This window comes from Microbispora sp. H13382 (assembly GCF_014161445.1).
Classification (GTDB): Bacteria; Actinomycetota; Actinomycetes; order Streptosporangiales; family Streptosporangiaceae; genus Microbispora.
This window is the reverse complement of the sequence record NZ_JABBXA010000015.1, coordinates 40,426-61,735: the sequence shown is the minus strand read 5'-3', so window position 1 is coordinate 61,735 and position 21,310 is coordinate 40,426. Positions and strand designations below refer to the sequence as shown.

Here is a 21,310-nt window from a genome sequence, read left to right as displayed (position 1 = left end):
CCCGCGCCGGTCAGGACACCGACATGAGCATGCGCTGGGCCCGGTGATCGGACTGCCCCTCGGCGCCGGGCAGCTCGTAGTCGTGCACCGTCACGTCGGGGGTGGTGTAGAGCCAGTCGATCCGCCACAGCTCGGCGGTCCCCGCAAGGTAGGTCGCCGGGTAGAGGGACGAGAGCGCGGGCGTCCAGTCGACCAGCCCTTCGGGGAGCAGGCGGCGGATGCCCATGGCCGGGGAGGTGTTCAGGTCGCCGGCGAGCACCACGGGGTTGGGGTTGGCCGCGATGTCCGCGCTGATGGCGTGGTAGCTCGCCTCACGCCGGAGAGTCTTGCTCCGGTTGACGTCGCGGGACTCGGCGTCGTACAGCCGCCATTCGAGCGGGGGCTGGGAGACCTGCGCGTCGTAGAAGGAGACGACGGTGCCGTTCACGTCGATGTCGGTGCGCAGCGTCTCGACCGTGTACCCCTCCGGCCAGTGCCGGAGGACTTCGGGGATCTCCTTCTGGTCGGCCGGCAACCACGGGCGCATGTCGAGGCCGCGGTGCCCGGTGATGGGGAACCGCGAGAGCGTGATCTGCTCGCCGGAGACCGCGACGTGGTAGCCGGGGAACTCGCGGCGCAGCTCCGCCAGCTTGTCGATGCGTAGCGCCAGGTCACCCGTCCAGCGCTGCGCCGGGCGCACGTCCATATGCAGGTATTCCGTCAGCAGGTAGACGTCGGCGTCCAGCTTGTGGAGGTAGTCGTAGAACCCGGGTGAGAACCCGGTGCGGTCGGAGCCGCGCAGGTCCTGGTCCCAGAACTCGGTGTTCCAGGCGACGACGGTGATGGCTCCGGGGCGCGCGGGCGGCGGGGTGTACCAGAGGGCGGCGTAGTTGACCCCGCTCCGCCCGGCGCCGAGCACCGCGGCGACCACCAGCAGCGACATGATCCGCCAGCGGACCGGCCGGGCCAGTGGCGCCACGACCATCAGCAACGCGGGGACCGCCAGGAACAGCAGCGGCGGGATCAGCTCGAGCGGCGCCCACAGCGACGTCCGCCCGCTCGCCAGCAGGTGGCAGACCACGAAGAGCAGCCACGCCACCGTGGCGGTCACGACCAGCCTGGTGCCCAGGCACCAGCGACGCCGGGGACGCACGAAACGGCGGACGCTTGCCGCCCAGCTCGCCGCCGGCTCGGGCGGGGCGGTGATGGACTGCTCCTCGACCAGGGCGTCCCGATCGCTCATCAATCGACACCATCCTCGGTGGGTGGACCGGCGTCGAACGTACTGAGCGCTCCTTGTCGCATCCTTGTCGGCCGCCGACGGCGGGAGGCGCGGCCGGCCCGCACGTACGCGACAAGATTGGGACAAGCCGCCGTGCCTAGCGTGGGCCGAACACGAGGTCTGACATGCACGTTTCGAAACCGACGACCTCCGGCCTCTGGAGCACATCATGAGTCAGGAGCACCCGCTCGTCTCGGTGATCATCCCCAGCTACAACCGGTCCGACGTACTGCGACTCTGCCTCGACGCGGTGAAGGAGCAGACCTATCCGCACATCGAGGTCATCGTGGTGGACGACTGCGGCACCGAGGACGCGGCACGGGTGGCCGAGGCGAAGGGCGCCGCGGTGGTGCGCACCCACGTCAACGGCGGCCCGACCCCCGCGCGCAACCTCGGCGCCGAGCACGCCACCGGAGACATCCTGTTCTTCCTCGACGCCGACATCGCGCTCGACCCCGACGCCGTGGAGAACGCGGTGCGGATACTGGAGTCCCACCCGGAGATCGGCGCGCTGGGCGGCGTCCTGCGGCCCGAGTCGCTGGTGTCCCAGAGCCTGGCCTCCCAGTATCGCGCCGTGCAGATGCACCGCTGGTGGATGCCCGCCCACCGGCCCACCCTGGAGCTGCACGCGTCCGTGCTCGCCGTCCCGGCCAAGGTGTTCGCCGAGGTCGGTCCCTTCGACCCCCGCCTGCGCGAGACCGTCTCCTCCGACTACCGCATCCGGGTGACGCGGTCCCACCAGGTGAAGCTGAGCGACGCGATCCGCGGCAGGAAGGACCACGACCCGACCGTACGGACGATCCTGCGCAAGGTGTTCCGCCGCGCCCGCCTGAGCGCCCTGGACTGGCAGCAGGGCGAGACGCCCGGTGACTCGGTGCCCCGCGCGGTCGGCGGCGTCCTGCTGCTCGCCGCGGTCCCGGCGCTCGCCCTGCCCATGGTGGCGGGCCGGGCCGGGGCACTCGTGTCACCCGCGCTCGTCGTCGCCGCCGCGGCCCTGGACGCCGGCACCCACCGCTTCGCCTTCGCCCGGCGGGGGGCCGCGTTCGGCGTCTACTTCTCCGGCGTGCACCTCGCTGTCACCTTCACCGGCGCCCTCGGCGGAGCGGTGGGCGTCCTGCAGCGTCTCGCGCTGTCCCGCCTGGAGAAGCCCGCCCAGATGCTCGCGGCCCAGGACTGACCGGCGATGCAGGTCATCGGAACCGGCTTCGGCCGGACGGGAACGCTCTCCCTCAAGACGGCGCTGGAACGGCTCGGCTTCGGGCCGTGCCACCACATGGTGGACGTGTTCACCCACCCCTGGCAGATCAGAAGCTGGCTCGCCGCCGCCACGGCCCGCGAGGTGGACTGGGACCATCTGCTCGTCGGCTACGAGTCGTGCGTGGACGGCCCGACCTCGATCTACTGGCGGCAGCTCGCCGAGTACTACCCGAAGGCCAAGGTCATCCTCACCACACGCGACCCGGACCGCTGGCTGGAGAGCATGCGGCGGACGCTGTTCGCTCAGCGGCGGCGCATAAATTCGCTGCCGGGCCGGGCCGCCGTCCTGCTGTCGTCGCTGCTCCGCACCGACCTCGCCGCGTTCGTCAGGATGGTCGACACGACCCTCGACGCGCGGACCTTCGCGACACCCGCCGACCGCGAACCCGAACGGGCCATCCGGCTGTTCGAGGAGCACGCGGCCAGGGTGATCGCCGCCATCCCGGCCGAGCGGCTGCTCGTCTTCGACGCCGCCGACGGCTGGAACCCACTGTGCGAGTTCCTCGGGGTCCCGGTTCCGGACGAGCCGTTCCCCCGGGTGAACGGCGCCACGGACTTCACCAGGAGCGGCCTCAGCCGGCCCCTGCCGTTGCTGCTGCGCCGTACGAGGCGAGGAGGACATCGATGACGTCGCAGGTACGCCCGCTGGTCTCGGTCATCGTGCCGAACTACAACTACGCCCGCACGCTCGACCTGTGCCTGAGCGCCCTGGAGCGGCAGACCTATCCGCACATCGAAGTGATCGTCGTCGACGACCGCAGCACCGACGACTCGGTGGAGATCGCGCACCGGCACGGGGTGCGGGTCGTGGAGACCGAGATCAACATCGGCGCTCCGGCGGCGCGCAACCTCGGCGTGCAGTACGCGCGCGGGGACGTGCTGTTCTTCCTCGACTCCGACCTCGCCCTGGCCGAGGACGTGGTCGAGCACACGGTGGACCTGCTCACCTCCGACCCCACCCTGGGAGTGGTGTGCGGCACCTACGACCCGGAGCCGCTGATCCCGGACAGCCGGGTGGAGCGGTATCGCAGCCTCCAGCTGCACTACTGGATCTCCGGCGACGAGGGCGAGATCACCACGATCTACTCCGCGCTGTTCGCCATGCGGGCGGAGGTCTTCCGCGAGGTGGGCCCGCTCAACCCCGCGCTGCGGCACAGCGAGAACGCGGAGTACGGCCACCGGGTCACGCAGCGGTACCGCATCGTGCTGGACAACCGGATCAGGGGCAGGCACGACCACGACGACAGGCTCGGCGTGGTGCTGTCGAAGTTCTTCCACCGCGCCCGCCTGCACATCCCGCTGTACCTGCGCCGCCCGGACTTCAACGGCGGCCCGGCCCAGAGCAGCCGCGGCTGGGGCTCGCTCGCCGCCCTGTTCGCCGTGCTCTGCGCGCCGCTGCCGATGCTGCTCGGGCCGGTCTGGCTGATGGCGCCGGTCGCGCTGCTGGCCGCGTCGATCGCGGCGGACCTCGGCATGTACCGCTTCGTCCTGGGCTACGCCGGCATCCGGTTCACCCTCTATTTCGCCGCGGTGCACTTCCTGGTGAACGTGACCGTCGCGGTGGCGGTGTTCGCCGGCGTCGCCCAGTGTGCGCTGTCCAGCCGGTTCCGGCGTACCTACGACATCCCCGCCCGCTCCGCGTCGGTGGAGGCGTGACATGACCGAACACTCGCCCCTGGTGTCCGTGATCGTGCCCAACTACAACTACGCCGCCTCCCTGGAGCTGTGCCTGCGGGCGATGCAGGCGCAGACCTACCGGCCGATCGAGCTGATCGTGGTGGACGACGGCAGCACCGACGACTCGGTCGAGGTCGCGCGGCGGCTCGGCGTCCGAGTCGTCCGTACGGAACACAACATGGGGGTGGCGGCGGCGCGAAACCTGGGCGCCGCGCACGCCCGTGGTGAAATCCTGGTGTTCGTGGACTCCGACGTGGCCGCCTACCCCGACGCCGTCGAGGTCGCCGTGGGCATGCTCGCCGCCGATCCGCGGCTGGGGGCGGTGTGCAGCATCCATGACCCCGAGCCGCTGGTCCGTCACAGCCTCGTCGAGGAATACCGCGCTCTGCAGTACTACTACTGGACGGCGAGCTCCGAGGGGCCCATCTCGTTCCTGTTCTCGGCGCTGATGGCGATGCCCCGCCGCGTGTTCGACGAGATCGGGCCGTTCAACACCCGGCTGCGCGAGACCGAGGAGGTCGACTACGGCCACCGCCTCACCCAGCGATACGGGATGGTGCTCACGTCGGCGATCCGCTCGCGGCACGACCACGACCACGAGTTGCCCGGCCTGCTGCGCAAGCTGTACCGGCGTGGCCGTGCCCGGGTGCCGCTGTACGCGCGGCGGCGGCGGTTCGCCCGCGGGTTCGAGACCTCCAACAGGGCCGGCGGCAGCCTCGCCGCGCTGGCGGCGCTGGCCGCGATACCGGTGGCGGTGCCGCTCGGGGCGGCCGGCGCCGCGCTCCCGGCCCTCGCCCTGGCCGTGTCGGTCGCGGCCGACCTCGGCATGTACCGCTTCGTGCTGCGCAGGCGCGGCCCGCTGTTCCTGCTCTACTTCGGCGCCGTGCACTTCCTGGTGAACGTGACCATCGCGGCCGGCGTGGCGGCCGGGGCCGCGCGCTGGCTGTGCTCGGCGAGGTTCCGCCGGCTCTACGACCCCGACCTGCCCATGCGCTCCTCGGCCCTCGGGGAGGCCATGTGACGGCGCTCGCCGCGCTCGCACCGCCGCGCCCCGAAGCAGATCGACACAGGACGGGGCGCGGCGCATGACCGACGGCACGCGGGTCGCGACGCGACCCGGCGGATCCCTGGGCACGCCGAGGGCCCGCCGGAGAATCCCGGTGGTGATGCCGGCGGCGGCGGCCTGGCTGATGTTCGCCGGGCTGCACCGCGCGCTGTCGGGCCGGGTCTGGTGGTGGCAGGTCCCCGAGCTCGTCCCCCCGCTGGCGTTCGCGGCCGTTCCCGTCGTGCTGCTCGCGGCGGTCGCGGTGGCGCGCCGCGCGCGCCGTACGGCCGTCGCGATGGCTCTGGTGTCACTGGTGCTGGGCGGGGGCGCCGGTGGGCTCAACCTCGCCTCGCTGTGGCACCGCGCAACTCCGGCTCCGCCGGACGCGATCAGCGTGTTCTCCTGGAACACCTGGTATTGGGACCAGCCGGCGGTGGGCGGACAGCCGATGCCCCCGCCCACCGGCACGCCCCGGCGGGACGTCGACGGTTTCTACCGCTATCTGCGGGCCCAGCACGCCGACGTGCTCCTGCTGCAGGAGTACGTCTACTTCGGCGCCGACTCCCGGCCGATCCGGGTGAACGACCTCGACAGGCTGCGCCGCGAGTTCCCCGGCTACCACGTCGCCACCGTGGGCGAGCTGGTGACGCTGTCGCGCTTCCCGATCGTCGCGCAGCGCGGCCTCGACCTGCGCCCGTGGCTGGAGGACGGCCGGGACACGCCCGTGCCGCCCGGCTCCGGCTGGCCCGGCTTCCACACGGTGAAGACGCTGCGCACGGACCTGCGCGTCGGCGGCAGGACCGTCTCGTTCTACAACACGCACATCAACACGCCCGTCGACTCGTCGCCGCCGGGCCTGGACCCCCGCCGCCTCAACCGCACCCAGCACGAGGCGCGCAAGGCCAACCTCCGCGCGCTCGCGGCCGACGTCCGGGCGAACCCGCTGCCGGCCTTCCTGGCCGGGGACTTCAACGCCTCCCCGGCCATGGGCATCCTGCGCCTGCTGCCGCAGCGGCTGACCGACGCCGCCCCCGCGATCGACTCGCTCTACCCCGCCACCTGGGACGACCGGTGGCCCCTGTGGCGGATCGACTGGGCGTTCACCACCCCGGAGGTCGCCGTACACGAGTATCGGCTGGTCCCCTCGCAGGGCCAGTCCGACCACAGCGGCCAGCGTCTGGTCATCTCACTGACTCGGTGACCTGGGCCAGCAGCAGGTCGCGCGGCTGAGCCCGCAGGCCCGTCCGCACGAGCGGTTCCGCGTCGCCGCGCAGCATCCGCAGGTGCAGCGCGCGCAGCTCGGGCCCCGGCTCGACGCCCAGGCGGTCGGCGAGATACCCGCGAAGACGGGCGTACAGGGCCACCGCCTCCGCGGTGCGGCCGAGGGCCCACAGGCCGCGCATCAGCATGTTCGCGAGGGGCTCCGCGAGCGGGTAGTGCGGCACCAGCGGGGTGAGCTCGGCGACCACCATGTCGGGGCGGCCCTGGCGCAGGTGCGCCTGGGCCCAGGTGGCGAGGGCGCCGACGAACTGCTGCTCGATGCTGTACCGCATGCGGGCGGCCCAGTCGCCCGGAACGCCGGTCAGCGGCGCGCCGCGCCACAGCTCCATGGCCTCGGCCAGCAGCGCGGCCCGTACGGCGTCGTCACGGGCGTTCTGCGCCTGCCTGGTCAGCCGGCGGAACCGATGGGCGTCCACCCGCTCGGGGTCGACCTCGAGCGCGTACCCGCCGCCGCGGCGCTCGATGGCGACCCCGGTCCCGGTCAGCGCCTGCCGCAGCCGGGCTATGTGGGCGTACACCGAGTCGGTCGCCCGGTCCGGCGGGTCGTCCCAGACCCGCTCGATCATCGTACGGAGCGACACGGGGCGGTCGGCGTCGACCGCCAGGGCGGCCAGCACCGCGTGCCGCTGGGGTGGTCCCAGGGGGACGCGGCGGCCGTCCAGGGTCACCTCGACCGGTCCCAACAAGCGGACGTCCATCGGCTTCCTTCCATGTCGCTCTCACAACGAGAGGGCGGCCGCCAGGGACGGGTGGTGGACGAGCACGAGCGTCACACCCAGGGTCGTGGCCCACACCATCGAGTTCGCGACCATGACGCGGTCGCGCAGCAGGATGCGGACCGGGTCACCGCCCTCCTTGTCCATCAGCTGGATCTGCAGATATCGGAAGAGCGCGAACAGCGCGAACGGCGTGGACAGCATCATCGCCGTCTGACCGTGCTGGGGTCCGAACGGGCCCTCGTCACGCAGGTACATCAGGCCGGAGACGAGGGCGAGCACGGAGGCGATCTGGAGCAGCCAGTTGGTCAGCTCCATCGAGTAGCCGCGCAGCGCGGGCCGGTGTACGGATCCGCCGTGCAGCAGCTCCTGGCGGCGCTTGCCGAGCAGCAGCAGCAGGGACATCGAGAACACCGTGATCAGCAGCCAGGCGGGCGCCCGGCCTCCGGTCACCTCGAACCCCTGCACGACGCGCAGGACGAAGCCGGCCGCCACCGTCCCCACGTCGATGAGCGGCAGGTGCTTGAGGAAGCGGCTGTAGGCGACGTTGAGCAGGAGATACACCAGCACCGGCCAGTACGACGCCGGGGCCTGGGCGACGATCACGGCGAGCAGCGCCAGCAGGACGGCGCAGCAGGCGCCCGCGGTCAGCACACCCACCCGGCCGGCCGCGATGGGGCGGTGGCGCTTGACGGGATGGTGCCGGTCGCGGTGCCGGTCGGCGATGTCGTTGCCGATGTAGACGGCGGCCGAGGCGACCATGAAGGCCACCGTGGCCGAGACGACGCCCGCCACCTCGGCCAGGCCGTAGGAGGGTGCGCCGATGAGCGCCACGGGGACGAGGAGGATCGCCTTGGCCGCGTGGGACGGGCGGATCAGGCCGGCGAGGTCCGCGACCAGGCGGGTCCGGGTCCGCACGACCCGGTCCTGCGCCTGTTGCGGACGCTCCGGGCTGTCTGGAAGGTCTGCCGATTCGACGACGCGCATGCTCTCCCCGTCAGCTCAGAAGAAGACTTTCGCCAGCGCCAGCGCGCCCTGCCGCCACGCGTCGCGGCTCGTCTGGCCCGCGCCGCGCGCCGACCCGGCCGCGCGCTGTTCCCGCCACCACGCGTACGTACGGAGGATGGCGTCCCGGTTGGACAGCCGCGGACGGAAACCGAGCCGTTCACGGGCCTTGTCGATGCTGACGTAGGAGTCGGCGAGCAGCTTGCGCACCAGCCGTCCGTACACCGGGGACAGCCGGGTGCGTTCCAGCAGCCGGAGCCCGGCCAGGGCCGGGCCGGCGGGCACCGAGACGACCCGCCTGCCGTGGCCGGCCGCGTCGAGCACCGCCTGGAAGTCCTCGCGCAGCGTGCCGAACTCGGCGGCCGCCAGGTTGTAGGTGTCGTTGGCGACGTCGGCCGGCGCGTCGAGGACGCCGACGATGGCGTCCACCAGGTCCTCGACGGCGAACATCTGCACGCGCTTGTCGCCCCTGCCGAGGACGGGGAAGTTGCGCCCCTCCTCGGCCCATTCGAAGAGCATCGCGAACAGGCCCATCCGGCCGGGGCCGAGGAAGGTCTTGGGGCGCAGGATGGGCAGGCACATCCCCCCGGCGCGGTACTTCTCGGCCAGTTCCTCCGCCTCGGCCTTCGCCCTCGTGTAGGGGTCGACGGGCTCGCGCGGGTGATCCTCGGGCGTGGGCACGAGCGTCGGCAGCCCGTACACGGCCGTGGAGGAGATGTGGACCATCCGCTCCACGCCGGCCAGGCGCGCCGCCTCCAGGACGGTGTGGGTGCCCCCGACGATCAGGTCGTGGATCTGCTCGGCGGGGTAGCTCGGCAGCGCGCCGGCGCAGTGGACGACCACGTCCGCCCCGGTCATCGCCCCGCGCAACAGCCCCAGGTCGCGTACGTCGCCGCACCGGTGCCGCGCCGCGAGCAGCGGGTCGGCCTGCGGGCGCAGGTCCACCCCGAGCACGTCGTGTCCATCCATGACGAGCCGGCGGGCCAGGTTGCCGCCGAGCATTCCGGCGCTGCCGGTGACTACGACCCGCTGGACCACCGCGACCCCACCTTCTCTCGTACGAACCGGCTGAGCAGCCGCGGCAGGCCCTTGGACAGCGTCTTGTCGAGGCTCTCCAGGAAGAATTCGACCTCTTCGGGTTCGATGACGAGGGTCGGCGCGACGACGAGGGGATTGTCGGCGTTCGGGCTGTAGTAGGAGACGATCCCGTGCTCGCGGTAGAGGTCCGCGATCACCGAGAGAGTGATCAACTTGGTGCGGAACCGCGGATCGTGGGAGAAGCCGGGCGCGAGCTTGCCGGCCAGGTCGAGCACCCTGGGGCCGCCGCCGAGGAACACCCCCCACAGCGCGCCCACGCCGCTCACGCGGCCGACCACGTCGGGATGGCGCTTGGCGATGTTCTCCAGGCCGGGTCCCAGGACACGCTCGATCTGCCGCGCCCTGGCGGGGTAGTCCTCCTCGATGGCGATGTTGATCGCCTCGATGGCGGTGACGGTCTCCTCGCCGAACCCGTAGTAGGTCGTGCTGTGCAGGATGACGTCGGAGAGGCGGTCGTACGCCTTGCGGAAGATCGGCTCACGCGCGGTGTATCCGGAGATCGACGCCTTCCCGCCGCCGAGCGACTTGGAGTACACGAGGATGTCGGGCAGCAGGTCGGGGTAGCGCATGAAGTAGAAGAGGCTGCCCGTCTTGCCCCATCCCGTGTAGACCTCATCGAAGATGAGCATGATGTCGTTCGCGTCGCAGAGCCGTCGCAACTCGTACAGGTCCGCCTCGGACCAGCAGCGCATGCTCGACGCGCTGTACGGCTCGGCCATGATCGCGTAGACGTCGCACTTCCCGTCCGGGGTTCGGGCGTTCTCGATCAGCTCGCGGACGGCCGCGACGTCGCCGTAGGGGTACACGGCGATGCCCGGAAGGCCGGGGAAGCGGAAGGAGTTCTCGGCCGAGCCCGTCAGGCTCCCCGCGCCGAGGGTCTTGCCGTGGAAGCTGATGTCGGAGCGCAGGATCGTGTTGCGCCGCCCCTCGTGGTACTTGTACGCCAACTTGACGGCGCCCTCGTTGGCCTCCGCGCCCGAGTTCGGGAAGTAGGAGATGTTCAGGTCGCCCGGCAGCACTTCGGCCATGTTGTGGCTCAGCGCGGCCACGTACGGCGAGAAGAACGCCTTGTGCACCTCCATGCGCCGCCGCTCGGCGAACCGGCGCCGCGCCTCCAGGATGCGGGGGTGGTTGTGGCCGTGGTTGAGCACCCCGACCCCGCCGGTGACGTCGAGGACCTTTCGCCCGTCGCGGGTCCAGATCCAGGCGCCCTCCGCGCGCTCGACGAGTTCCCGGCCGAAGCCGAAGGAGGTCATGAGATTGACCTGACTGCGGCTGACGTACTTCTTGTACAGGTCCTGGACCTGTTTCACGGTGAGGTTCTCACACGCGTCGAGGCCGATCAGTTCAGACACGTTACGCCCATCCCCTTACGTGCTAGGAAATTGCACGTGGTCAATGGTGGTGAAAGCGACCACACCCCGCCCCATACGAACGCGTGTAGGTCGGCGTTGAGGAGCGGGACGACGGAAAGAAAAAGCGGCCGGAATCGGCCGCCGCGAATTATCGGTCGGATCTCAGGGTTCCCGCGGAGGATTTCCCGTGGGCCGGGTGACTCACCGGTCTCAGCCGCTCGCGGTCGCCGCGGGCCGGCGGGCCGGACGACGACCAGATGCTGCGCAGCAACCGCCGCACGGCCTGCGCCTGGTCCTCCTCGGTCTCCTCCTCCCGGGCCCGCTCGCGCGCGAACAGGCGGAGCAGGTCGTGCATGCCGTACCAGTCCTGGTCACACGCCTCGAGAAGGTGCGCGTCGGCGAGGCGGTCCAGCAGGTCGGCGGTGCGCGGCTCCGTGCGGTCGGCCAGGGCCGCGGCGGCCGCGACGCTGACGGCAGAGCCGCCGGCCAGGCTGAGCAGCCGGAACATGCGGGAGGACTCGGGATCGAGCCTCCGGTAGCTCGTCATGAAGCACGGCCGCACGGCCCGGTCGTCGGTCTGGAGTTCGGACAGGCGGTGGTCCTCCACCGCGAGCCGGTCCGCCAGGGCGCGCAGCGACAGGCCCGGCCGGGCGATCAGCCGGGCGGCGGCGATCCGGACCGCCAGCGGCAGCCCTCCGCACAGCCGCACGATGGCGCGCGCCGCCCGCGGGTCGGCGGCGACGCGTTCCGGCCCGATCAGGCGCCCGAGCAGCATGCAGGTCTCGTCCTCGGTCATGACGCCGAGGGGAAAATGCGACACGGCGTCCAACGAGGTGAGCGTCCTGCGGGCCGTGATCAGCACCCGGCAGGTGGGACTCGCCGGCAACAGCGGGCGAACCTGCGCGGCGTCGCAGGCGTTGTCGAGCAGGAGCAGCAGGTGCCTGCCGCCGGTCAGCGAACGGAACCGCGCCGCCACCTCGTCCACGTCGGGCCGGACGGCCCTGTCGTCGCCGAGGGAGCGCAGCAGGCGGGCCAGCACGTCGGCGGGGTTCAGCGGTGCGACGTCCGGTGTGCAGCCGTGCAGGTCCACGTAGAGCTGCCCGTCCGGGAAGTGGTCCGCGACCTGGTGGGCGACGTGTACGGCCAGCGCGGACTTGCCCGCTCCCGCCGCGCCCGTGATCGCCGAGACCGCGACCGCGCCCGGGCCGGCCGAGGTCAGCGCCGCCCGCAGGCGGGCGATCTCGGCGGTCCTGCCGGTGAAGGCCCGGCAGTCGATGGGCAGCTCGGCCGGGGCGGGGGATCTGAGGGCGGCGCTCGCCTCGGGCGGCGCCAGGGCGGGGTCGTCCGCGAGGATGCGCTGGTGCATGCGCCGCAGGTCCGGGCCGGGGTCGATGCCGAGCTCGGCGGCGAGCACCCCCCGCGCGCGCTGGTACGCCGCCAGCGCGTCCGCCCGGCGTCCGGAGCGGTACAGGGCCAGCATGAGGTGCGCCCGGAGGCGCTCGTTCAACGGGTCCCTGCTGGTGAGGGTCTCCAGATCGGCGAGCATCTCGCCGTGCCGGCCGAGCGCGAGCCGGGCCTCCAGCGAGGCGTCCACGACGACGGCCCTCAGCCGCTCCAGGCGCGCCGCCTCGCCGCGCAGCGGTGCGGGCAGGGGCAACCCCTCCAGGACGGACTCGCCGCGCCACAGGCCGAGGGCCCGGGTCAGCCGTTCGAGCGCGGTGTCGTGCCGCCCCTCGGACAGCGCGCGCAGGCCCTGCTCGGCAAGGTCCTCGAACAACGTCACGTCGATCTCGCCGGGCGTGACCCGCAGCACGTACCCGTTACAGCCCGCCTCGATGCGGGACGGGGTGCCGAGCACCCTGCGCAGCGCGGAGATGTAGGTGTACAGGTTCGACTCGGCGGCGGCGGGAGCCCGTTCGCCCCACAGCCAGTCGAGCATCCGTTTGCTCGGGATTGCCCTGCCGGCGTTGAGCAGCAGGGCGGCGAGCAGAACCCGCTGTTTGCGCCGCCCGAGCGGGATCGGCGTCCCGTGGGAGGTACGGACTTCGATCGGTCCGAGGATCTTGAAATCCATGTGATCACCCTGCAGTGCCCGACGTTCACCGACAGGAACCGTACAAATGCCGATAAAGGCTGATTTGTTGGGAACTATGATCGAGAGAATCGGCCTGCGGGCGGTACTCACGTAAAAGGAATAATGCTATTACGTCGTACGAATTCCGGGCCCGCCGGAATTGTGTGAGCAGTATGTGGGCATGTGGTGTTACGGGCTTTCCTTATTCATATCGGCGCGGGGATCGGCCCGCATTCTAGGGGTCGACTGCGGTGCCGGCGCCGGGAAAGAGCCGGCGTTTAATTCGACTCGGGCCGGGTGGAGCAATGCGGGCCGGGTTCCTGGCAATGACACGGCCTCCGGTGCGGCGGATCGCGCCGCACCGGAGGCCGGGGAGATGTCAGGGGTGAGATCGATCCGGATCGTCGGGTCGTCCGCCACGCCGGCAGGGGCCGGCGTGGCGGGCCGTGGACCAGGTGACGTGCCGGGTCGGCTCGCCCGTCAGGGCCTGGTTATCGGTTCCAGGTCCACTTCTGGTTGTTGCCGCCGTGGCAGGAGTAGAGCTGGAGCTGGGTGCCGTTGCCGGTGCCGGCGCCGACGGCGTCGAGGCACAGCCCGGACTGGACGCCCTGGATGCTGCCGTCGGAGTTGACGCGCCACTTCTGGTTGTCGCCGCCCCAGCAGGAGTAGATCTGGATCTTGGCGCCGTTGCCGGTGCCGGCCGCGTCGAGGCACTTGTTGCCGTACACGCGGATCTCACCGGCAGAGGTGGAGCTCCAGGTCTGGTTGGTCTGGCCGTTGCAGTCCCAGATCTGCAGGGCGGTGCCGTCCGAGGTGCTCGCGTTCGGCACGTCCAGGCATCGCCCGGAGGCGACACCGCGGATCGGTCCGCTGCCGTTGCCGCCACCGGGAGTGGGCGAGGTGCCCGGGCTGGGCGACGTGCCGGGGCTGGGCGAGGTGGGGGGGTTCGGCGAGGCGGCGTTGAGGGCGTTCAGCACCGAGGTGTACGCGGCCTTCTTGTTGCCGTTGCCGTCGAACAGCAGCGGGCTGGTGTTCGCGCCGAGCCAGGAGTCGCTGTCACGCACGCCCCACACGGTGATGCCGACGCAGCGGGACACGGCCAGACAGTCGTTGACGACGCTGGCGTAGGTCGAGGCCGACCCGCCCTGGATGTCCAGCTCGGTGATGGCCACGTCCACGCCGAGGGCGGCGAACTGGGAGATGGTGGTGCGGTAGTTGCTGTTGTACGGGCTCTGGCTGTTGAAGTGCGACTGCAGGCCGACGCAGTCGATCGGCACGCCGCGCTGCTTGAAGTCCTTGACCATGTTGTAGACGCCCTGCGTCTTGGCCCAGGTCCAGTTGTCGATGTTGTAGTCGTTGTAGCAGAGCTTGGCGGACGGGTCGGCGGCGCGCGCGGTGCGGAAGGCGACCTCGATCCAGTCGTTGCCGGTGCGCTGGAGGTTGGAGTCGCGGCGGCCGCCGTTGTTGTCGTCGTAGGCCTCGTTGACCACGTCCCAGTAGGGGATCTTGCCCTTGTAGTGGTTCAGGACGCCGTTGATGTGGTTGATCATCGCCTGGCGCAGCGAATTGCCGGACATGTTCCGCATCCAGTCGGGCTGCTGGGAGTGCCAGGCCAGGGTGTGGCCGCGCATCTTCTTGCCGTTCTGGGTCGCCCAGTTGTAGATGCGGTCGGCGTTGGTGAAGTTGAACTGGTTCTGGTTCGGCTCGGTCGCGTCGATCTTCATCTCGTTCTCGGCCGTGATCATGTCGAACTCACGGTTCGCGATGCCGGTGTAGGTCCCGTCACCGAGTTTGCCCGAGGCGATGGCGGTGCCGAAGTAGCGGCCGCTCTGCTGGGCCGCCGCGGCCAGCGTGCTGGCCGCCGCGTCGGCGGGAACCGACACTGTCACCAGTGCCGAGGCCGCGCCGAGCACGCCGATCGCGCCGGCGACCAGGGCCCGGCGCCAGTTGTTGACGGAACGCGGGCTTCCAGACGGGGGTAAGGCGTTTGCGCCCATGCCTGAGCCTCCATGGCTGAACGAACGAATAGGGGGACACACGGGGGATCCCGTGGAATCGACGCCGCGCTCCGTCGTCGGGAACGCACACCACGAGGGCGTCGTAAGCGCGGGCCCCCTGCAGTGCACCACCACCGGGCAGGGGGACCGCCTTGGGGACTCAGTGTGGGAATCGCGCCGAAATGTGTCAAGACTATTTAGAAAAGTTTCGGCATCTTCGTCTCACGAGGAGGTCTCGTACATGTCCAGAGCACGAAATCTTTTCGAGGGCGTCGTTGTTGCGGGCCCGTGACAAGGGCTGGGCCGGTGTCGGCCGAGGTCGTGAACGATGAAACTTTCAACTTGATGCGACGAGCGTCCGGCGACGGTGATCTCGATGCCCAGATGGGCGCATCGCACCCATGTGGGCCGGCCCGGCGGGCGGCGGGCCACTTGACAGCGCATCCCGGCCTCGGATTTGCTCCGGCCACCACCACCTCCACCCATCCGAGGGAGAGGCGACTGTGAACGACATGTGAAATGTGAACGTTAACAATCATTGAACGTAGGACTGCGGCGACCGGAGGCCGCGTGACCCGGACAGGCACCATGTCCTCGGTCCGCTGCCGATGCCGGCGCGAGTCCGCCGGGCCGTGCCACCAACCGGCCCGCTCTACCGGTCTTCGCCGCCGTGGGCTGCGCGGCAGGGTTCGCGCTCCCGGGCATCCGGCCGCTGAGGGTGTGCGCTGACCGCCGGTCATCGTGCCGCGTGGGATCGCATCGTGCGACGGGCCGCAGAGGAGATGGGGCCGGTCGACGTGGAGGAGTTCCCGTCCGGTCTCACGCTCCGCCCGCAGGGGCCGCACGCCTTCCAGCTCGACTACGACGGGGAGTCCGCCCAGGTCTTCATCCCGTATCACTACGCCGCCGAGGAGGCGGTCGCCGTACTGACCAAGGCGTACCGGCTCGCGCGCGTGGTCGAGGAGGAGACCGGGCTGGAAGGTTACGACCCCCAGACCGATCGGCCGACCGCCGAGAACGATCTGGTGAGCGCCGTCACCGAGTTCACGGGCATCGTCCGGTGGATAGCGGAGACCCTGCACTGAGCCCACACCTCAGCGGTCACAAGCGGGCGAGATCCGTTGTCCACCGCGGGCAGCCGTGACACGTGCCGATCGGCCCCGCCTGTGAGGGCGGGGCCGACAGCGTTGGGGGAACGTCGCCTTACTTCATGTTGGCGACGACGAACGGTGCGTGGCCGTGCAGGTAGTTGTTCCACCCCCCGGTGACCGGCGCGCCGGGGGAGAGGATGTTGGTGGAGTCGGTGCCGACGTCGAGCTTCCAGGCGGCCCAGGAGATGCCGTTCGCCTTCATCCAGTTGATCCAGGTCTGCGCCTCGTCGAGGCAGACCCTGCCGTCGAGGCCGCCGTCCGCGTTGCTCGCGCCCCACTCGGTGACGAACAGCGGCAGTCCCGCCCTGATCGCCGCGTCGCCCTTGGCGCGCAGGGAGGCGCCGTGCGTGCACGAGTAGAAGTGCAGCGTGTACATCAGGTTGGTGCCGGAGACCGGGCTGGTCGCCGCGGTGTCCACGTCCTGCGACCAGGTCGGGGTGCCCAGCACGATGATGTTGTCCGGGTCGGCGGCGCGGATCGCGGACACGACCGCCTGGTGGTACGGCTTCAGCACGCCGGTCCAGCTGAGCTGCAGCGGCTCGTTCCAGTCCTCCCAGATGACGTTGGGCAGGTGACCGTAGCGCTTGGCCAGGTCGGAGAAGAACGCCACCGCCTGCGCCTGCTCCTTGTGGGCCTCATGCGCGTGGAAGTCCACGATCACGTACACCCCGGCGGCGACGGCGTTGTTGATGATCGTTTCCACCTGCGAGCGGGCCTTGTTCGGGTCGCTCAGGTAGGCGCCGGCCGGCTCCACGCCCATCGCGGCCCGGAACACCTGCAGGTTCCAGTTGTCCCGCATCCACTTCAGCGCGGACAGGTTCTCGGCGTACGGCGCGGTCTCCCAGTTGAGCCACATGCTGCTCACGCCGCGAAGCTGGACCTTCGCGTTGTTCTTGTCGCACATGGTGGTGCCGCAGACGTGCAGCTGGCCGTGCCGTTCGACGGGAGTGCCGGTGCCCGGCGTGACGCTGGGGCTCGGCGAGGGCGAGGGCGAGGGCGAGCGCGTGGGAGAGGACGAAGGAGAGGGAGACGGGCTGGCGGACGTGACGCCGCCGGTGCAGGTCACGCCGTTCAGGGCGAAGCTGGACGGGACCGGGTTGGAGCCGTTCCAGCTGCCGTTGAACCCGAATTCCGTGCTGCCTCCGGTGGGGAGGCCGCCGTTGTAGGAGAGGTTGGTCACCGTGACCTGGGAGCCGGACTGGGTGTGGGTGCCGTTCCACAGCTGGGTGATGGTCTGCCCGGCGGGGAACGACCAGGTCAGCTTCCAGCCGTTGATCGGGTCACCGAGGTTGCGGACGCTGACGCTCGCGCCGAAGCCGCCTTGCCACTGGTTGGTGACCGTGTAGCTGACCTGGCACCCGGCCGCGGCGGCCGACGCGGCGTGCGTGCCGGCCACACCGGTACCGGCCGCCACCAGCGCGGCGACGGCGGCGGCCGACAGGCTCAACCGGCGGCGCAAAGAGCTGACTTGTCGCATAGATGTTTTCCACTTTCCGAGATGTGACGTTTCCTCGGGGCGACGAATACGCCCTGGTGGAACACCAGTTGAGGACCGGCGCCGGCGCGGAGCGGTGTCCTGGCGCTGACGTTTCGCGACGCCGATGTCCGCGGATGGTGCTCTGCCGCGGTGAGCCAATCCCGGCGAGGAGGGGCGAGTCAACGAGGTGAGGGTTTGCCCTGTTCTCGCCTCGCCGCGTGGAATGCCGTTCGAACAGGCGCTTCGCGGAAGCATGGGGAAGACCGGCCGTCACAACGGCGATGAATGTTTCAGCCCTCCTGCTTCCCGCAAGGACGGGCGGATACGGCGATCAGGGGGCCGGTGCCGGGATCCGTTCGTCTTCCTTGTTACGGGTCATCCAGAGGTAGACCAGCGCGCCGGCGAACAGCGCGATCGAGGTCCACTGGTTGATCCGCAGCCCCAGGAGCGTCACCGCGTGATCCACTCCGCCCACCGGGTCGACCCGCAGCCCTTCGATCCAGAAACGCCCGAACGTGTAGCCGGCGACGTAGAGGGCGAACAGGCGGCCGTGGCGCAGCGTGAACCGCCTGCCGGCCAGGATCAGTCCGAAACCGAGAGCCGCGTCCCACAGCGACTCGTACAGGAACGTCGGGTGGTAGAGCACGCCCGGCTCGCCGCCGTGCGCCTGGTCGATCTCCAGGCCCCACGGCAGCGTCGTCGGCCCGCCGTACAGCTCCTGGTTGAACCAGTTGCCCCACCGGGCGATGGCCTGCCCGAACGCGAGGCCGGGCGCGATCGCGTCGGCCACGGCGCCCAGAGGCAGCCCCCGGCGGCGGCAGGCCAGCCACACACCCACGCCTCCCAGGGCGACCGCGCCCCAGATGCTGAGCCCGCCTTCCCAGATGAACAGCGCCCGGTACGGCTCCTTGATCGCGCGCGGGCCGAAGTAGGTCTGCCAGTCGGTGATGACGTGGTAGAGACGGGCGCCGATCAGGCCGAAAATCACTCCGGGAACCGCGATGTCGCTGATCGCGCTCTTCTCGCCGCCGCGGGCGCGCCAGCGGCGTTCGCTGAGCCAGGTGCCGAAGACGATCGCGACGACGAAGCACAATGCGTAGGCCCGGATCGGGATGAATCCGAGATACCAGACCCCTTCGGAAGGGCTGGGTATCGAGGCAAGGGGCATGCCGGTGAGGCTAGTCAACGCGAGGCCGGCAGGGCGCCTTCGTGACCTGACCGCAAAAAATCAGGTTTCAGAGAATTCGGAGAAAACCGCGAGTTGCGGCCCTTGGTCCTCGAAATCCCGACTGCGAGCTTCACGGCGCTGAGCGAGGCGTCGTACCGGGCGGCGAACCGGTTGTTCGACGGCAACGGAGCGCCCGGCGGCGCGTGCGTGGCGGATTGCGCCGCCACGCACGCCGGTTATCGGATTCCGATGACGACCTTTCCGAACTGGTTGGTCGATTCGTAGTAGCGGAGCGCCGCGCCGGCTTCCTCGAACGGGAACACCCGGTCGATGACGGGCCGAAGCCGGTGCGCGGCGATGATCTCGTTCAGCCGGGTGAACTGCGCGTAGCTGCCGACGGCCAACGCCCGGACCGTCCCGGCGACACCGAACAACAGGCGAGGGTCGAGGGGAGGCCAATTACCGGAAACGGACCCCACGAAGGCGACGTGCCCGTTGATGGCAAGCGACTTCAGCGACTGTTCCAGGGTTCCGGCGGTGTCGACTACCCGGTCGACGCCGCGACCGCCGGTGATGTCGCGGACCGCGGTGTGCCAGTCGGGAACGGCACGGTAGTTGACGACCTCGTCGGCGCCCAGCTCACGAAGGCGCTGCTCCTTGTCCGCCTGGCCGGTCGTGGCGATCACCTTCGCGCCGAGCAGCTTGCCCAGTTGTACCGCGAACAGCGATACGCCGCCCGATCCGGTGGTCAGCACCGTGTGCCCTGGCCGGATCCCAGGACCGTCCCCGGTCAGCGAGTTCCACGCCGTGACCGCGGCACACGGCAACGTCGCTGCCTCGGCGTAGGAAAGGTGCTCGGGGATGGGGACGAGGGCCTGCTCCGGCATGACGGCGAGTTCGGTGAGCATGCCGTCGAGGGAGCCTCCCAGTTGTGGCAGGGATGACGGCTGCAGGGGGCCGTCCAGCCACTGTGGGAACACCGTGGCCGTGACCCGGTCGCCCGGACGCACCCGCTGGACACCCGGTCCCACGGCGACGACCTGCCCGGCACCGTCGGAAACAGGGATGACGTCCGGCTTCACCGGCAGCACGTACTGCCCGCGCAGCACCAGCAGATCGCGGAAGCTGAGCGAGACGGCGTGGACCATGACCGCCACCTCGCCGACGCCCGGCGTGCGCGGTTGGCGGGTCCGCAGCGACAGCCCATCGATGCCGTCGCCGCTGTTGACGTGGTAGCTCCGGACGGACGATGGCAGTGCCGCCGTCATCGCGGTCATCCCTCGATGAACTGGTAGTCGCTGACGATGCGACCGCCCGCGCCGAGCATGAGGATCTCCAGCCCGATACCGGTCACATCGCCACCGGCACGAGCCACCATCTCCCAGTGGAACTTGACCACGTCGTGGAGCTGTTCGGCATCGCCGCAGGGCCGGAAAACGAAGGTGCCCGGGGCGACGAATTCTTCGTAGGCTCGCGTCACCCGCACCTCCAGTGCGTCATGGCCGCGCGCCTCCAGGACGAGACGATCGAACCCCAGCCCTTCAGCTGCCTGGCGCATCTCCTGAGGGGGCTGCAGGACGTGGACCGCGTCGGGGGACCACAGTGCGCGGATGGCGGCGCGGCGACGTTCCGGGTCGGGTTCACTCCACACGGCGACGTAGCGGTCTGTGAGGTCCTTCAGGTCGATGTCGGCCATGGTGATCCTTTGGTCGTGGATAGTCGTTTGCGACCACGACTGTGCTGCGCCCGGCGAGCCGCCACAATTCCCCGCAGGGAATCGCCTGCCGGCACTGAACCCGGTACACAGGAGGAATGATCAGCGAATCGGCGAGCGGCGGACTCGCGGGCGCGTTGCGCACGTGGCGCACCCGCCGACGCGTCAGCCAACTCGAACTGGCGGTGCGCGCCGGCACCACGCAACGGCACGTCAGCTTCATCGAGAGCGGACGCTCGACCCCTGGCCGGTCGATGATCATACGGCTGGCCGAGTCGCTGGAGGTGCCGATCCGCGAACGCAACGAACTGCTCCTCGCCGCGGGATTCGCGCCCGCGTACCCACATACCGACCTGGACGACCCCCAGTTGGCGCCAGTCCGGACCGCCCTTGATCGCGTCCTCCACGGCCACCTGCCGTACCCGGCTGTGATCGTCGACCGGCACGGCGACCTCATCTCGGCCAACGCCGGGTTCCACGTGATCACTCGCGACGTCGACCCGGACCTGCTCGCCCCACCGGTGAGCGTCCCCAAGGTCCTGCTGCATCCACGAGGTCTCGCGCCGCGCATCGTCAACCTCGACGAGTGGGCATGGCACATCATCCACCGCGTCCAAGCCGAGAGCCTGCGTAACCCGAGCGACCGGCTCCGCCGCCTCGCCGCGGAACTTGTCGACCTGGCGCCACCGCGTCCACGGCACCTGCCGCCACATCACCTCGGCTTCGCGGTGCCGCTGCAACTCCGCACGAGCGACCCGGACAGCCGGGAACTCCGGCTCATCACCACACTCACCCACTTCGGTACCGCCACCGACGTCACCATCGCCGAACTGCGACTGGAAGCATTCCTACCGGCCGACGAAGCGACCGGCGCCGCACTGGCCGAGCTTGTCACGTGGTGAACACCATCCGCTGACGCCGCTGGGCGGGCGTCGGAGATCCGAGTGCGGGACCCGTCTGGCTCTGCCGAGAAGTGGACTTCCTGCTGCGTGCTTTAGCCCAGTGCGATGTCGGCGGCGCTCAGGTGCGACCTG

Annotated in this window: 18 protein-coding genes; 7 read left to right on the top strand and 11 right to left on the bottom strand. The window is 70.3% G+C overall.

From position 1 onward, the window contains the following. Positions 1 to 10: 10 nt before the first annotated feature. Entirely contained in the window at positions 11 to 1,222 is a 1,212-nt protein-coding gene (locus HHX41_RS26445; RefSeq protein ID WP_182908162.1) for an endonuclease/exonuclease/phosphatase family protein, read from the bottom strand. Between the two features lie 208 nt (positions 1,223 to 1,430). Between HHX41_RS26445 and HHX41_RS41980 the strand changes: the two genes are divergently transcribed. The 5 genes from HHX41_RS41980 to HHX41_RS26420 all read left to right on the top strand — a co-directional run bounded on the left by HHX41_RS41980 (position 1,431) and on the right by HHX41_RS26420 (position 6,441). After that, complete coding sequence (locus HHX41_RS41980) at positions 1,431 to 2,438, top strand: glycosyltransferase family A protein (protein WP_182908161.1); 1,008 nt, start codon at positions 1,431 to 1,433, stop codon at positions 2,436 to 2,438. Between the two features lie 6 nt (positions 2,439 to 2,444). Next, positions 2,445 to 3,146, top strand: coding sequence for a sulfotransferase family protein (locus HHX41_RS26435; RefSeq protein ID WP_182908160.1), 702 nt, complete (start codon positions 2,445 to 2,447; stop codon positions 3,144 to 3,146). Next, positions 3,143 to 4,174 carry a glycosyltransferase family 2 protein gene (locus HHX41_RS26430; RefSeq protein ID WP_182908159.1) on the top strand — a complete coding sequence of 344 codons (1,032 nt, stop codon included), beginning with the start codon at positions 3,143 to 3,145 and terminating at the stop codon, positions 4,172 to 4,174. The genes HHX41_RS26435 and HHX41_RS26430 overlap by 4 nt, the downstream gene beginning before the upstream one ends. Position 4,175: 1 nt before the next feature. After that, positions 4,176 to 5,216 carry a glycosyltransferase family A protein gene (locus tag HHX41_RS26425; RefSeq protein WP_182908158.1) on the top strand — a complete coding sequence of 347 codons (1,041 nt, stop codon included), beginning with the start codon at positions 4,176 to 4,178 and terminating at the stop codon, positions 5,214 to 5,216. A gap of 64 nt (positions 5,217 to 5,280) precedes the next feature. Further along, entirely contained in the window at positions 5,281 to 6,441 is a 1,161-nt protein-coding gene (locus tag HHX41_RS26420) for an endonuclease/exonuclease/phosphatase family protein (protein ID WP_182908157.1), read from the top strand. Here HHX41_RS26420 and HHX41_RS26415 read toward each other — a convergent pair. From HHX41_RS26415 to HHX41_RS26390, 6 genes are all read right to left on the bottom strand, one after another. Continuing rightward, positions 6,422 to 7,219, bottom strand: coding sequence for a BTAD domain-containing putative transcriptional regulator (locus HHX41_RS26415; protein ID WP_169986356.1), 798 nt, complete (start codon positions 7,217 to 7,219; stop codon positions 6,422 to 6,424). The two genes, HHX41_RS26420 and HHX41_RS26415, sit on opposite strands and share 20 nt — an antisense overlap. 21 nt (positions 7,220 to 7,240) lie before the next feature. After that, a complete protein-coding gene (locus HHX41_RS26410; protein ID WP_182908156.1) occupies positions 7,241 to 8,155 on the bottom strand; it encodes a UbiA prenyltransferase family protein in 915 nt (304 codons plus the stop codon). Positions 8,156 to 8,239: 84 nt separating this feature from the next. Then, complete coding sequence (locus HHX41_RS26405; protein ID WP_169986352.1) at positions 8,240 to 9,280, bottom strand: NAD-dependent epimerase/dehydratase family protein; 1,041 nt, start codon at positions 9,278 to 9,280, stop codon at positions 8,240 to 8,242. Next, entirely contained in the window at positions 9,262 to 10,695 is a 1,434-nt protein-coding gene (locus HHX41_RS26400; protein ID WP_182908155.1) for an aspartate aminotransferase family protein, read from the bottom strand. Before HHX41_RS26400 ends, HHX41_RS26405 begins: the two co-directional genes overlap by 19 nt. A 148-nt stretch (positions 10,696 to 10,843) precedes the next feature. Continuing rightward, positions 10,844 to 12,769, bottom strand: coding sequence for a BTAD domain-containing putative transcriptional regulator (locus tag HHX41_RS26395; RefSeq protein ID WP_182908154.1), 1,926 nt, complete (start codon positions 12,767 to 12,769; stop codon positions 10,844 to 10,846). Positions 12,770 to 13,260: 491 nt separating this feature from the next. Further along, positions 13,261 to 14,766, bottom strand: a complete 1,506-nt coding sequence (locus tag HHX41_RS26390; protein ID WP_182908153.1) for an endo-1,4-beta-xylanase — start codon at positions 14,764 to 14,766, stop codon at positions 13,261 to 13,263. A gap of 761 nt (positions 14,767 to 15,527) precedes the next feature. Here HHX41_RS26390 and HHX41_RS26385 point away from each other — a divergent pair. Continuing rightward, positions 15,528 to 15,851, top strand: coding sequence for a hypothetical protein (locus HHX41_RS26385; protein WP_182908152.1), 324 nt, complete (start codon positions 15,528 to 15,530; stop codon positions 15,849 to 15,851). Between the two features lie 118 nt (positions 15,852 to 15,969). Here HHX41_RS26385 and HHX41_RS26380 read toward each other — a convergent pair whose 3' ends face one another. The 4 genes from HHX41_RS26380 to HHX41_RS26365 all read right to left on the bottom strand — a co-directional run bounded on the left by HHX41_RS26380 (position 15,970) and on the right by HHX41_RS26365 (position 20,258). Beyond that, a complete protein-coding gene (locus HHX41_RS26380; protein WP_182908151.1) occupies positions 15,970 to 17,394 on the bottom strand; it encodes a cellulase family glycosylhydrolase in 1,425 nt (474 codons plus the stop codon). A gap of 331 nt (positions 17,395 to 17,725) precedes the next feature. Continuing rightward, positions 17,726 to 18,562 carry a prolipoprotein diacylglyceryl transferase gene (gene lgt, locus HHX41_RS26375; protein WP_169986341.1) on the bottom strand — a complete coding sequence of 279 codons (837 nt, stop codon included), beginning with the start codon at positions 18,560 to 18,562 and terminating at the stop codon, positions 17,726 to 17,728. A 236-nt stretch (positions 18,563 to 18,798) separates the two neighbouring features. Next, entirely contained in the window at positions 18,799 to 19,830 is a 1,032-nt protein-coding gene (locus HHX41_RS26370; RefSeq protein ID WP_220504443.1) for an NAD(P)-dependent alcohol dehydrogenase, read from the bottom strand. Between the two features lie 5 nt (positions 19,831 to 19,835). Further along, on the bottom strand, positions 19,836 to 20,258 hold the full coding sequence (locus HHX41_RS26365) for a hypothetical protein (protein WP_182908149.1): 423 nt from the start codon (positions 20,256 to 20,258) through the stop codon (positions 19,836 to 19,838). Positions 20,259 to 20,374: 116 nt separating this feature from the next. On the opposite strand from HHX41_RS26365, the gene HHX41_RS26360 reads away from it, so the two are divergent. After that, positions 20,375 to 21,178, top strand: coding sequence for a helix-turn-helix domain-containing protein (locus HHX41_RS26360; RefSeq protein ID WP_182908148.1), 804 nt, complete (start codon positions 20,375 to 20,377; stop codon positions 21,176 to 21,178). Positions 21,179 to 21,310 lie beyond the last annotated feature (132 nt).

Excerpts from the sequence above, each read along its gene's own strand:
- HHX41_RS26445 (WP_182908162.1), bottom strand. The coding sequence starts at position 1,222 with ATGAGCGATCGGGACGCCCTGGTCGAGGAGCAGTCCATCACCGCCCCG.
- HHX41_RS41980 (WP_182908161.1), top strand. The coding sequence starts at position 1,431 with ATGAGTCAGGAGCACCCGCTCGTCTCGGTGATCATCCCCAGCTACAAC.
- HHX41_RS26435 (WP_182908160.1), top strand. The coding sequence starts at position 2,445 with ATGCAGGTCATCGGAACCGGCTTCGGCCGGACGGGAACGCTCTCCCTC.
- HHX41_RS26430 (WP_182908159.1), top strand. The coding sequence starts at position 3,143 with ATGACGTCGCAGGTACGCCCGCTGGTCTCGGTCATCGTGCCGAACTAC.
- HHX41_RS26425 (WP_182908158.1), top strand. The coding sequence starts at position 4,176 with ATGACCGAACACTCGCCCCTGGTGTCCGTGATCGTGCCCAACTACAAC.
- HHX41_RS26420 (WP_182908157.1), top strand. The coding sequence starts at position 5,281 with ATGACCGACGGCACGCGGGTCGCGACGCGACCCGGCGGATCCCTGGGC.
- HHX41_RS26415 (WP_169986356.1), bottom strand. The coding sequence starts at position 7,219 with ATGGACGTCCGCTTGTTGGGACCGGTCGAGGTGACCCTGGACGGCCGC.
- HHX41_RS26395 (WP_182908154.1), bottom strand. The coding sequence starts at position 12,769 with ATGGATTTCAAGATCCTCGGACCGATCGAAGTCCGTACCTCCCACGGG.
- HHX41_RS26390 (WP_182908153.1), bottom strand. The coding sequence starts at position 14,766 with ATGGGCGCAAACGCCTTACCCCCGTCTGGAAGCCCGCGTTCCGTCAAC.
- HHX41_RS26380 (WP_182908151.1), bottom strand. The coding sequence starts at position 17,394 with ATGCGACAAGTCAGCTCTTTGCGCCGCCGGTTGAGCCTGTCGGCCGCC.
- lgt (WP_169986341.1), bottom strand. The coding sequence starts at position 18,562 with ATGCCCCTTGCCTCGATACCCAGCCCTTCCGAAGGGGTCTGGTATCTC.
- HHX41_RS26370 (WP_220504443.1), bottom strand. The coding sequence starts at position 19,830 with ATGACGGCGGCACTGCCATCGTCCGTCCGGAGCTACCACGTCAACAGC.
- HHX41_RS26365 (WP_182908149.1), bottom strand. The coding sequence starts at position 20,258 with ATGGCCGACATCGACCTGAAGGACCTCACAGACCGCTACGTCGCCGTG.
- HHX41_RS26360 (WP_182908148.1), top strand. The coding sequence starts at position 20,375 with ATGATCAGCGAATCGGCGAGCGGCGGACTCGCGGGCGCGTTGCGCACG.